This is a genomic window from Hallerella porci (genome assembly GCF_003148885.1).
Classification (GTDB): domain Bacteria; phylum Fibrobacterota; class Fibrobacteria; order Fibrobacterales; family Fibrobacteraceae; genus Hallerella; species Hallerella porci.
Map to the genome: position 1 here is coordinate 56,097 of NZ_QGHD01000007.1, position 12,096 is coordinate 68,192.

General features: G+C 44.6%; 10 protein-coding genes and 1 tRNA gene. 1 reads left to right on the forward strand and 10 read right to left on the reverse strand.

The features are described 5' to 3' along the window. Nucleotides 1–2: 2 nt before the first annotated feature. The 10 genes from B0H50_RS05205 to B0H50_RS05250 form a co-directional block, all read right to left on the reverse strand. Nucleotides 3–1,202, reverse strand: a complete 1,200-nt coding sequence (locus B0H50_RS05205; protein ID WP_109587353.1) for a pyridoxal phosphate-dependent aminotransferase — start codon at nt 1,200–1,202, stop codon at nt 3–5. Next, the gene (locus tag B0H50_RS05210) at nt 1,199–3,598 is read right to left on the reverse strand and encodes an efflux RND transporter permease subunit (protein WP_146193685.1); all 2,400 of its coding nucleotides are present in this window, start codon (nt 3,596–3,598) and stop codon (nt 1,199–1,201) included. The genes B0H50_RS05205 and B0H50_RS05210 overlap by 4 nt, the downstream gene beginning before the upstream one ends. Nucleotides 3,599–3,688: 90 nt before the next feature. Further along, on the reverse strand, nt 3,689–5,074 hold the full coding sequence (purF, locus tag B0H50_RS05215; protein WP_106198718.1) for an amidophosphoribosyltransferase: 1,386 nt from the start codon (nt 5,072–5,074) through the stop codon (nt 3,689–3,691). 76 nt (nt 5,075–5,150) lie between these two features. Continuing rightward, nucleotides 5,151–6,818, reverse strand: coding sequence for an endo-1,4-beta-xylanase (locus B0H50_RS05220; RefSeq protein WP_106198717.1), 1,668 nt, complete (start codon nt 6,816–6,818; stop codon nt 5,151–5,153). Nucleotides 6,819–6,958: 140 nt separating this feature from the next. Further along, nucleotides 6,959–7,864, reverse strand: coding sequence for a M14 family metallopeptidase (locus B0H50_RS05225; RefSeq protein ID WP_199219611.1), 906 nt, complete (start codon nt 7,862–7,864; stop codon nt 6,959–6,961). A gap of 20 nt (nt 7,865–7,884) precedes the next feature. Further along, the gene (locus tag B0H50_RS05230; RefSeq protein ID WP_109587355.1) at nt 7,885–8,850 is read right to left on the reverse strand and encodes a M14 family metallopeptidase; all 966 of its coding nucleotides are present in this window, start codon (nt 8,848–8,850) and stop codon (nt 7,885–7,887) included. Beyond that, on the reverse strand, nt 8,847–9,605 hold the full coding sequence (locus tag B0H50_RS05235; protein WP_106198714.1) for a transglutaminase domain-containing protein: 759 nt from the start codon (nt 9,603–9,605) through the stop codon (nt 8,847–8,849). The genes B0H50_RS05230 and B0H50_RS05235 overlap by 4 nt, the downstream gene beginning before the upstream one ends. Next, nucleotides 9,602–9,838, reverse strand: coding sequence for a hypothetical protein (locus B0H50_RS05240; protein ID WP_109587356.1), 237 nt, complete (start codon nt 9,836–9,838; stop codon nt 9,602–9,604). Before B0H50_RS05240 ends, B0H50_RS05235 begins: the two co-directional genes overlap by 4 nt. Nucleotides 9,839–9,886: 48 nt before the next feature. Next, entirely contained in the window at nt 9,887–10,300 is a 414-nt protein-coding gene (locus tag B0H50_RS05245) for an alpha-E domain-containing protein (RefSeq protein WP_109587357.1), read from the reverse strand. A 19-nt stretch (nt 10,301–10,319) separates the two neighbouring features. After that, on the reverse strand, nt 10,320–11,651 hold the full coding sequence (locus tag B0H50_RS05250) for a circularly permuted type 2 ATP-grasp protein (RefSeq protein ID WP_109587358.1): 1,332 nt from the start codon (nt 11,649–11,651) through the stop codon (nt 10,320–10,322). Between the two features lie 281 nt (nt 11,652–11,932). Between B0H50_RS05250 and B0H50_RS05260 the strand changes: the two genes are divergently transcribed. Beyond that, a tRNA-Ile gene (locus B0H50_RS05260) sits at nt 11,933–12,006 on the forward strand. The last annotated feature ends 90 nt before the right edge of the window (nt 12,007–12,096 follow it).

Consider the following 12,096-nt stretch of genomic DNA (forward strand, 5'->3'; position numbering starts at 1 on the left):
AATTATTGCAGCTGAGCAATTCCTTTGGCGAAGCGTTCTGCGGCAGCGGCGAGAGTTTCCATCGACGCAGCATACGAGAATCGCACATAGCCTTCGCGGCCGAATGCACTTCCCGGCACAATTGCGAGTCCTTCTTTTTCGAGAAGATAAGTGCAGAATGTGACGGAATCCGAAATCACTTTGCCGTCCGGAGATTTTTTCCCGAAAAGTGCGCTCACATTTGCGAACAAATAAAATGCGCCTTGCGGAAGTCTTGCAGAAACTCCGGGAATCGCAGAAATTTTTTGAAAGAGAAAATCGCGGCGGCGTTTAAATTCATCGCGCATTTTGTAAACATTGTTGAGTGGCATTTGAAGCGCTTTTTCGGCTGCGTATTGCGCAATATTCGACGGGTGATGCGTCGTTTGTCCTTGCGCTTTGGCGATGAGTTTTGCGATTTCTTTCGGGGCGGCGACGTAGCCGATTCTCCAACCGGTCATGCAATGCGATTTTGAAAGTCCGTTGATGATGAGAGTGCGCTCTGCCATTTGCGGGAACGCGGCGAGACTTTTAAAATGAAAACTTTCGCTGTAGGAAAAATGCTCGTAAATTTCGTCGGAGACCGCATACAAATCGTGTTTGACGATGAGCTTTGCAATTTCTCCGAGAACATTTTCCGTGTAAAGAGTTCCCGTCGGATTTGTCGGATTATTTAAAATCACCGCTTTCGTTTTTGCGGTAATTGCCGCTTCCAATTCTTGCGGACTCATTTGAAAATCATCTTCGGCTTTCGTGTGCACAATGACAGGAATACCGCCCAATAATTTCACGAGTTCGGGATAAGTCACCCAATACGGTTCTGGAATAATGACTTCGTCGCCGGGGTTAATGAGCGCGAGAAGAGAATTGAAAACCGCGTGCTTTGCACCGCTCGTTAAAATGATTTGCTCCGGCGCATAATCTAAACCGTTTTCATTTTTCAATTTTTTTGCAACCGCTTCGCGGACGCTTAAAATTCCTTGCGGTGCTGTGTAACGTGTTTTCTTTTCATCGATTGCGGATTTTGCGGCTTCGCAAATTTCTTCGGGAGTATCCCAATCGGGTTCGCCAGCGCCGAGAGAAACGATGTCCTTTCCTTCGGCTTTTAATTTTTTAGCGAGAGAGTCCACGGCAACGGTGAGCGATGGCGCAATATTTTGAATGCGGATAGAAAGATTTTTCATGGAAGATTTCTCCTGCGGATTCGCCGACGATCAATGGCTCCGGCGAGAAGCGGAAAAACGAAAAGGTGAGAAAGCATAAGACAGAAAAGTCCGAGAATCGAGATGAGTCCGATTTCGTGAATGCCTGGATGCGAAGAAGCAAAAAGTCCGCAAAGGACGATGAGGGTTAAAAATTCTGCGAAAAGACAAGTGATTCCCGTGGTGCGGAAAACGTAGTGAATGCTTCCGGTGGAATTTTCAAAATACGAATTCCAAAGTTGAATGGAACCGTCGAGGCTCATCCCGATTAAAATGGGGAAGGCGAGCGCGCTGTACGCCGAAATGGAAATATCGAAAAGGCGTAATAATCCGAGAAGCCAGAAGAAAGCGATGATGGGTGGCGTAATTGTAAGAAGTGAAAAGGAAATTTTTTTGTAGAAGAGGAGGGTGAGAAGAAGGACGCCTGCGATGCCCGCGAGAATTGTCTTGTGAAAATGTGGAAGAGTCCGATTTAAAAGGTCGGCGCGGACGAGAGCAGTTCCCGTCATCGGGTAATGATAGGGCTCTAATTCTTTTGCTAAACGGCGACAAGCGAGTCCATCGTTCGGATCAAAATTGGGAAAGATAAATGCGTATTCGATAGAACCTTTTGCGTTTTCCCCAAAAATGCGGCGCAGATTTTGCGGCAAATCGCGGTAGAGAACGGGCGAAATTTTCATCGCATTTAAACGGTTGAATCGTTCGGAATCGGCGGGGCTAATTTGCTTGAGCATTTCCAAATCGATTTCGTTTCGGATATCGTTGAGGATGGAAATTTTTTCTTGCTGATTTGACGGAATTAAATTTTGAAAAATCGTAACGGCGCGAATTCCGGTTTCGGGATTTTGCTTTTGTTCGCGGCTAATGCGATTGTAAAAGGCGCGCGCTTCTTTTGCATCGGGAAGAATGACGACGATTGGATCGTAGCGCAAGTAAGCGGTTTCGCGGAGAAGAGAATCGGCGATTGCTGTATTCGGGTTGTAAAGAGTGTGCGAAAAATCGTAATCGAATTTGGGATAAATTCCGCGGCAAGGAAGAATAAGAGAAATGAGAATGACAGGAATTAACGCTTTCTTAAATCCGATGAATGGACGCTCTTTAAAATCGTGCATCCGACTTTGAATTTTTCCAAAGACGAGGAATGGGCGGTAATGACCGGTGAGTTCGATGAGAGCGGGGAAGACGAGGCTCGAAAGCGACCAGTTGAGAATTGAACCGACAGCCCCGAGAATTCCGAGTTCTTGCATTCCGGTGAGCGGCACAAAATAAAGTCCGAGGAATGCGATGGCGAAAGAAAATGTGGAAACTGCAATCGTCGGGCCGATTCCCAAAAGCGCACTTTCTAAGCTCAATTCGTAACCGAGACCTTTGCGTTGTTCTTCGGCGTAACGCGTCATCAAATGCACAATTTCGCGGCAAGAAATTCCGGGAAGAATGACCGCGAGAATGAGCGAATATAAATTGATGCGCCCGAAGAAAAGCCACGCTGCGGCAAGAGTCCACACAAAAACGAGCGCAATCGGAATGACGGAAAGAATAAAAACGGTCGGCTGTTTTGCAAAGCGGAATAAGAAAAAGATGGAGAGAAGAATGGCTAAAACGATTCCGGTAAATCGCGCTTCGGGGAGAATTTTCCAGCCTTCGCGAGCGGTATCGTAAACATTGCCGGTGAGGTAAAGACTTGCGTTATCGCTTTCGGGAAGACTTTCAAAAGCGCCTTCGACGATGCGGGTAAGTTTCCTAGATGCGGCGAGATCCGAAACGCGTTCCTTTGGAAATACGCTGACGATGCGCACGGTTCCGTCGGCATTCGAATACATATTCCGCAATTTCGCCAGGTAATCGTTTTCGGTTTTAAAAAGAGTTAACGAATCGGTAATTTCTTTTGCAATGGAATCGCGGACAATTTTTACTGATGAATCGCCGACTTGCAAATCCACATATAACGGATTCTGTTCAAATTTATACCGCGATTGGATTTCGGCAATGCGGCTGCGAATTTTTTTCAAATCCGACGTGTGCGCATACAGCAAGCGATTCTTTTCAAAAAAATCCGCTTCGGATTGATACTCGATAAAATTGACAAATCGATTTTCTTCGAGTTCGTGCACAAGCCCTTGGACAAGGCGATCGTTGCGCGCGCTATCGGGCGAAGTAATGACCGCGATGAGAGAACCGAAGCCTCCGAAATTTTCTTCGACAATGGAATTGGTTTGCTTTACCGCCGATGTTTTGGGGAGCATGTCGATAGTTCTCAAATCCCATTTTAAATTCCGCACCGGATAAATGGAAAGTAGCGTAATCGCTAGCGCTACGAAGAGAACGAGCTTCGGGTGTTTTAACGCACTGCGCAAAATTCTTTGAAGTAAAGAGAACACAAAATCAAATTAGAAATTAGAAAGCGTGCGCAGATTTTTCTTTGGATAGAATCGCAAAAAAAAGCTCCGCGAGAGCGGAGCTTTTTGAAATTAGCCACAGCTAAATTTTCCAGCTTCTTTCCCGATGTATTCGGGGTAGTTGCCGTCGAAGCAAGCGGCGCAATATTCTGCGGGAGCGCCGGTGCATTCTTTCATCCCGTCAATGCTCAAGTAGCCTAAGCTTTCGACTCCGAGCATTTTGGCGATTTCTTGCGGAGTCATGCTGCTAGCCGCTAAATCGCCCGCATTCGGGAAGTCCATCCCGAAATAGCAAGCGTGTGCTACCGGAGGCGATGCAATGCGAATGTGCACTTCGGTAGCGCCGGCATCGCGAATCATCTTCGAAAGAATTTTGAGAGTCGTGCCGCGGACGATAGAATCATCGACAACGCAGACTTTGCGGTTTTTCAAAACGCCTTCGATCGGGTTGAATTTTAAGCGGACTTTTTGAGCGCGGACATTTTGTGTCGGGTCAATGAATGTGCGTCCGACGTAATGGTTGCGGAGAAGTCCGATTTCAAATTTAATGCCAGCTTCGCGAGCGTAGCCGAGAGCTGCGGTCGTCGAAGAATCCGGAACCGGAATCACGATGTCTGCGTCGACGGGGCATTCGCGGGCGAGTTGCTTTCCCATTTTACGGCGAACTTTATCGCAAATCTGTTCGAAAATGCGAGAATCCGGACGCGCAAAATAGATGTATTCAAAAATGCAGTGGGCGAGGCGACCTTTTTTCGTAAAGGTTTCGGAATGCAAACCGTCTTGAGTAATGGTGAGCAGTTCGCCCGGTAAAATATCGCGGACATAATTTGCGCCGAGCAAATCAAATGCGCAAGTTTCGCTTGCGACGCACCAACTATTTCCAAAACGAGCGAGCGAAAGAGGACGGAAGGCGTAGCCATCGCGGGCGACGAACATCGTGTCTTTCGTCATGATAATAATGCAAAAGCACCCGGTGAGTTTCGAAAGCGCTTTCTTAATCGCTTCTTTCACATTGGGTGCTTGAGTGCGAGCAATTTCGTGCAAGAGAATTTCGGAGTCCGAAGTCGTCTGGAAAATATGACCGGCTTCTTCCATTTCTTCGCGGAGTTCTGCAGCATTGGTGAGGTTACCATTATGCGCAATGGCGAGTTGACCCCATTTGCAGCTCACTAAAATCGGCTGCGCATTGGCGAGAGTACTAGAGCCCGTAGTGCTATAACGCACATGTCCAATTCCCGCAAAGCCCTGCAATTCGTCCACATTATATTCGCGGAGAAGGGTTGAAACCAAACCCATCGATTTGCGAACGCGGATTTTATCGCCATTGGTGATAGCAAAACCTGCGCTTTCTTGACCGCGGTGCTGCAGAGCGTAAAGCCCCATCGCAACGTTACGTGCAACGTTTTCGCCATTGTAGATGCCGATAACGCCGCATTCTTCGTGAAGTTCTTCCAACATGGAAACCTCGTTAAGTGATGTAAAATAAAATAGAAAAAGTTCTACGCTCTTTGAAAACGCAGAACTTTTCATTCCTTTATTCTACACCGATGAATTGCTTTTTCCCGTCAATTGTGATTTCGTAAACGCCTTTAAATCCGCGGATTTCGGCGATGCCGTCGGCGTTTGCCGTTGCAGTGGTATCGGTCGTCCACGTTTTGTGCCAGAGATTATAAATGGTTTTTGCCGCGGGCTTTTCTCTGCCATCGCTTGCGATAATGCCACCGTTTTTAATCCAATGATGATTATCCCAGAATCCCCAAAGGAGAACGCCTGAGACCGCAGGATGACTGAAAACCGTGCGCAAGAAAGTTTCGTATTTCTCGGCTTGCACTTCTTCGGGATCGTTCATGCCGACTTGCCAATCGCCAAAATCGAGTTCGGTTACTTCAATCGGGAGACCGAGTGCGGCGAGTTTATCCAAGCGTTCGTGGATGAGTTCGGGGACGACGGGGCGCAAGCCAAAATGGCATTGTACGCCGATGCCGTGAATCGGAATTTTTCGTTTGAGCATTCCTTGGATGAGAGTCACATAACGGTCGGTTTCACCCGCAGCGACGACATTGTAATCGTTGATGAAAAGTTTCGCCGTCGGATCGACTTGATGCGCCCAAATAAATGCGCTGTCGAGCCAGTTCCAGCCGCACATATTAAATGTATAAGCTTCGTGGAGCGGTTCATTCCACACATCGTATTCGGCAAATTTTCCTTTGTATTCTTTTAAATCGCGTTCGATGCGGAGCTTCAAATATTTTCCAAAATCTTTGCATTCCTTGGGAGAAGTCGGATTGGAAAAATGCTTGTCATAATTGTATTGTTGAATTCCCCACATGATTGCGTGCCCGCGGAGTTTCCATTTATTTTTTTCGGCGAAGGAAATGTATTCTTGCAATTCTTCTTTTTTGAGTTTTCCTTTTTTCGGTTCGTATTCGGGCCACTTAAATTGATTTTCGGGAACGCCGTACCAGAAATATTTTTTTGCTGCGGAGCGGAACCATTTTTCGATGCTGTCTTGTTTGCTATTGCCTTCGATTTTATAAAGCGCAAGCGCTGTGCCAAAAGGGAAGGCGTGCTTTGTGAGTTTGAAATGAACTTGTTCATCGGGATTTGCTTTGACGGTAATTTTCGTTTTGCGGAGGCTATCGATTCGAGAGTCTGCTGCGGCATACCAATCGGAATTGAGAGATCCGAGTTTTTCGATTGCAACATCATCCATTTGCAGCCAGCCTTTTTTTAAGCCGACGTGGAAGGTGACATTATTTACTCCGTAGCCTTTTTGGTCGGCGAGGAATGTCATCGAATACGTTTGCCATTTATCGGTGAGCTCAAAAGATGCGCTTTCTTTTTGTCGATAATCGGGAGCGCCACCTTGAACGACTGCGTTAATCGGCATATTACCTTTGGCTTTAAAAGTCAATTTGTAATAAGCGGAATCCGCGAGGAATTTTGGCGGTTGAAGTTGTAATCCCCACCAAATTTTCGGCAGTTCTTTGACGACGAGTTTTGCGCCTTGGGAACCATCAAATCCCAGTCCCGGTTCAGCGAGTTTGAGTTCTACTTTCGCAGGACCATCGGGATTATTCCAAAGATACCAACCGCCGTCGCCGTATTCCATATTCCCGTTGCTGAGAACATTTTGGGCAAAGTTTGTCGCGGCAAAGAGAAGAACGGCTGCCGCCGAAATTTTAAATCGGGAAAGAAACATAAGCTACCTCAAAAAAGAATTTATTCTGCCAAAACAAAAATGGTAAAATTCTTTTTCAAGAAAACTAAAAAACTGTAGCAAAAGTGTTAAAAAGAAAAATATAACAATGGCGCGGCGAAGCCGCGTCAGCATTTCAACTCTTAATTTTCCTGGATTCTGTAAATCATCGCGTGTTCTAAAACGAGCGGTTTATTGTGGGCAAAAAATACCGTGCCCGAAACGGGCGCTTTGACGGTATCCAAAATAGAAGCGTCGTAAGGGTCTAAAATTTTGGCTAAAGCTTGACCTTCTTCAACGGTTGCAGAAGCGCCGACTAAGCGGTAAAAAATGCCCGCGCGTCTTGCGGTGACGTTGATTAAATCGCCTTCGTCCAAAATAATCGATTCGTAGCCCGCGTTTCGAAATTTAAAACTCGTCACGCCGACTTTTTGCAAGAATCGTAAAATCGCGTCAATGGTTTGGGCGCTCGTCGCATTTTCTACATAATTTGTTTGTCCCGCATAAATCGAGAACGCTTTCGTTTCCCAAATTTGCCAGTTGTAATTTAAAAGCGTCGTGTCAAAGGGCAAAGGCTTACGCGTTGTCACGTAGGGCAAACCAAAAAGTTTTGCATCTTCAACATCTTCAAATCCGGTTTGAAGCATTCGAATATGCGGCACAAAATCGCCCGGCATATAAAAGCTCGCGAGCTGCATGCCGAACTTGAAATTTTTCAGCACTTCAAAAATTGCAGCAGCGATGCGTTGCGTCGTTTCGCCTTTATCGTAGCCGGGAAACATGCGGTTAATGTCTGTATTATCCATCGCCCAAAAACGATGCGAAACATTCATCGAAAACGGATTGCACGAAGGAATGATTAAAACAGAAACATCATCAGCCAAAAGCCCGCGGCGTTCAATGTCTTTTAAAGATTCGACGAGGCGCGCACAAATATATTGTTGCTGAATTTCATCGCCGCGCATTGCGCCGACGATTGCAACAGTTTTTTCGCCTTCGCCAAACCAAAATCCTTTGATTTTAAAACTATCGCGATACGGCGATTTCATTTCGAATAAAATTTCTTCTCTCACGATTCACCTACCATCACAACTTTCTTTTCGGCTTCGGAAATTTTGTAAACGCGAGCCATTAACGAGCCTTCGTAAACGATGGGGTACGCTCGAATCGTAAACAAAAATCCATCGATGGGCGAGACGACTCGATCTAAAATATTTCCCGTTAAAGGTTCAACGATTAAACCGATTTCTTGATTTTTTTTCACATAAATGCCGCACTTTAATGGCGAAATAAAAACGCCCGAAGTTTTCGCATTTAAAAATTCGACTTTATCGCCTTTGCATAAAATCGGGCGCGAAAAATCATCGGTTTTAACTTTTCCGCTCCACATTTGCATTTCTTTCATGATATTAAAAATGCCGTTGGCTAAGCGTTCGCATATTTTATAATTGATGCGTTGTCCGACGCCCATTTCGGCGACTAAGCATTTTGTGCCCGTCGAATTTAACGAATACGCTAAAGTCGATTCCAAAACGGTTGCAGCATCGTGCACCCAGATAAAATCGATATTCAAATGCTTCGCGTAAGGCACGAGTTTTTCTTCGTCCAAAACATTGATGCGCACCTGCGGCGTTTCGCGCAAATATAAATTGCTCGAATGAATATCAAAAACTAAATCGGCGCCTTTCAAATCTTCGACGATTGTATAAGCGGTTTGCTCTGCCATCGTGCCGTTTTTGTTGCCCGGAAAAATGCGGTTCATATCCAAATCAAAATTCGGAATACCGCGCTGAATCGTATCGATTCCAAGCGGATTTAAAGCGGGATAAATTTCAACGCTGCCGTTTAAATTTTTGATTTCTTCGTTTAAACGTTTGGCGACTAAATAGCAAACCATTTGACCTTCGAGCTCATCGCCGTGCGTGCCTGTGACAACGCAGATGCGCTTTTTGGAATCGCCATGCTTATACACGTTTTTGCGGATAAGCAAACGTTCGTTAATCGGAAGCTCTGTCGATAAAATTGTTTTAATCATAATTCTTTAAGTGTCACCTGAATTTGAATTTTTTCATCGATTAAACCGTTGTAAATGCCGCGGCTTACCGGACAATCGGACGCATCTCTTCCGTGTGCGATTTTTAAATAACCGTAATCGATTTTTTTATTGTGAGTCGGATCCAATCCAATCCAGTTGTAACCATCAAAAACTTCGACCCATGCGTGCGTTTGCCCTGTGCCTTCTAAAAATCCGCAAGCGTAACGCGCAGGAATTTCGGCATTTTTGCAAAGTCCAATCATTACATGTGCAAAATCTTGGCACACGCCTTTCTTCGCATTGAACGCTTCTTCGGCGGTCGTGTTTACCGTCGTCGAATTAGATTCGTACGCCATCATCTGATGCACTTTATCGCAAATGAAAAGCGCATCAGCTTCGACATCTTTTGTGCGTTCGAATTCTACGCATGCTTTTAAACGCGTGAGAGTTGTATCCATCAAATAAATATTGAGCGGAAGCCTATCGGGTTTAATTTGATACGGCTGCATCGATACAATTCCCGTGCTGACGTAGGCAAGAGTCGAATGCAATTCGCGATCGAGCCCGTAAACGATGCGGTTTCCAAATGTATCCATTCCGCGTTTGATATTAAATCCCGGCGAAAAAATCACACGTTCCATATCGATTGTCATATAGTTCCCCAAGTAAGGTTCCATACGCAAAAGGACGGCATGATTTTTTACTGGTTCGCTAAACGAAACGATGGTTTGATAGTTATACAAATATTGTTTCATACAAGCACCAAATGATTGATCAAGTAGAGAATTCTTGATTTGTATTCGGAATCGTCTAAGTTGAATTTATCGGCAACAACCAAAGACTTTAATTCTTCAATGGATTTTTCATCGACGATATCCGCTAAAACATCGGTGTAACGCAGAAGCGATTCGAACGCTAAAGCAATCCGTTCAAACGAATAGCCGAAACGAATTTTCATATCGATGTTTTCGACATTGCGTCCAAGCATAATGATGTTTAACGCTTTATGATTTTGAATGCGTTGTTCCGCAGAGCCTCAGAAAGCAAGCGACCAATCGATGATACTTTGCAGTTCTGTTGTATTGGTAACGCCTTCGGCTTTTTTCTTTTTCATCAGGGCAACGCTCATCTCTAAATAGCTAAGCGTTTCGCTCATAATGTCTTCGCGGACCATCATCGCATTGTCCATTGCAAAGCGTTGAGCCGAAATTACACTCGACGGATTTTCTTCATCGTAAAGCATCCCGAGAGTAAATTCCGCATTGGTTTTGTAGTGGCCGACAACATCGAGTTTTTGCCAAAAGTAAATGTAATCGTCAGGCTCGCCGTCGATCATTTTATCGTAGCATTTGTTTAATTGATGAAGAGTCAAATAAACGCGCATCTCGTAGCGTCCAAGCCAGTAAAAACGATCCGCTTTCGTAGGAGAAATAATAAAACTTCTAACCATATAAACCTCTCTGTTGATTTTACTCGGTCATAATCCACGTGTCTTTAAATCCGCCGCCTTGCGACGAATTCACGACAAATGAATCGGGGTTTCTCGAAAAGCGCGTGAGCCCACTTTTCCAAACTTTTGTTTCTTTGCCTGTGACGACGAAGGCGCGCAAATCGGCTTTACGCCACACGAGTTTATCGTCTTCCAAAAGTTCCAAATCCTTAAAGTCAATCACCTCTTGAGCAATCCATCGCCGCGGAAATTTGACGATGAGATCTTTCATTTCGGCAAGTTTTTCTGGCGAAAGTTCTGAGCCAAACAAAACGCCGTAACCGCCTGCTTCGCACACATCTTTAATCACGAGCTTTTGAAGATTATTCAGCACGTAATCATAATCTTCTTTGAAATAAGGCAAATACGTCGGCGCATTTTGCAAAATCGATTTTTCGTGCAAATAATAATCGACCATTTTCGGCACAAAGTAATAGATGCCTTTATCGTCTGCGACGCCGTTTCCAATCGCATTGATGAGTGCGACATTTCCTGCTTTGTAAGCTTGCATCACATTGGGAACGCCGAGAAGAGACGAAGATTCAAAAGTCATCGGGTCCATATATTCATCGGAAACGCGGCGGTAAATGCAGCCGACTCGCGTTTTATCTTTGAACATGCCCGCATAATAAACTTTATCATCTTCGACAAATAAATCTCCCGGATACGCAAGAGTTGCACCAGTCTTTTCTGCAAAATACGAATGTTCAAAGAATGCTGAATTATAACGGCCAGGCGTTAAAATCACAGCGATTCCTTTACCTTCGCACATTTCGCTCATCATATCGCGAAGCATATCGGTATAATCGCGGTTATCGGCAACCGCATTCGTCGCAAAAGTTCCCGGAGAAACTTTCCGCGTAATGTTTCGTGCGATCATCGGATAACTTGCGCCCGAAGGAATTCGCAAATTATCTTCGAGCACATACCATTTATTGTCTTTGCCTTCGACAAGGTCAATCCCTGCGATATGCGCATACACTTTTTCGCACGGCGAAATGCCTTCGCATTCGGGCATATAACCTTTTGACGAATAGACAAATTCTTCGGGAATGACGCCGTCTTTTACAATTTTTTTCTCGTGGTAAATATCCCACAAGAATAAATTCAAAGCGGTAACGCGTTGCTTTAATCCGACTTCCAAATATTCCCAATCGCTTTTGGAAATTATCCGCGGCACCGAATCAAAAGGAAAGAGCTGTTCGTTAAAAACTCCGTGTTTATAAACGCCGAAGCGAACTCCGAAACGTTCCATCCACTTGTTCACCGTATCGCGGCTGTCTGTGAGTTCTTTAATGTTTGCAGTAGTCATACGAACCTTTCCTTTTCGTGTCTAAAGTCAAAATAACTAAAGGCATTTTGCGATAACCATTTTCGATAAAAAGAAAATGATTTTCATTTGACGAATTTGAAAAGCAAAATTTGAAAAATGACAAATGCGTAAAATACTTTTGCAAAAATTGGAAAAGCGACAAAATTACAAATGAAAATGACAAAGTGAAATTTTTTTGCGAAGAATTCGCGAAAAATTTCCCCTTTCTAAAAAGGCAAAAGAAAAATTTTTCAAAAAATACTATATTGCATTTTGCCTTAGGAACTTTAGCTCAATCGGTTAGAGCCGCGGACTCATAACCCGCTGGTTCCGGGTTCAAGTCCCGGAGGTTCCACGAAACCCGCTGAATTTGAATAATTTGGCGGGTTTTTCTTTTGGTTTATCGCGCTTGTTTTGCAATTTCTCATTAAAAAAAGAACCCCGA

Coding starts and splice junctions, on each gene's coding strand:
- B0H50_RS05250 (WP_109587358.1), bottom strand. CDS start 11,651: ATGACTACTGCAAACATTAAAGAACTCACAGACAGCCGCGATACGGTG.
- purF (WP_106198718.1), bottom strand. CDS start 5,074: ATGTTGGAAGAACTTCACGAAGAATGCGGCGTTATCGGCATCTACAAT.
- B0H50_RS05240 (WP_109587356.1), bottom strand. CDS start 9,838: ATGCTTGGACGCAATGTCGAAAACATCGATATGAAAATTCGTTTCGGC.
- B0H50_RS05245 (WP_109587357.1), bottom strand. CDS start 10,300: ATGGTTAGAAGTTTTATTATTTCTCCTACGAAAGCGGATCGTTTTTAC.
- B0H50_RS05220 (WP_106198717.1), bottom strand. CDS start 6,818: ATGTTTCTTTCCCGATTTAAAATTTCGGCGGCAGCCGTTCTTCTCTTT.
- B0H50_RS05235 (WP_106198714.1), bottom strand. CDS start 9,605: ATGAAACAATATTTGTATAACTATCAAACCATCGTTTCGTTTAGCGAA.
- B0H50_RS05225 (WP_199219611.1), bottom strand. CDS start 7,864: ATGAAATCGCCGTATCGCGATAGTTTTAAAATCAAAGGATTTTGGTTT.
- B0H50_RS05230 (WP_109587355.1), bottom strand. CDS start 8,850: ATGATTAAAACAATTTTATCGACAGAGCTTCCGATTAACGAACGTTTG.
- B0H50_RS05205 (WP_109587353.1), bottom strand. CDS start 1,202: ATGAAAAATCTTTCTATCCGCATTCAAAATATTGCGCCATCGCTCACC.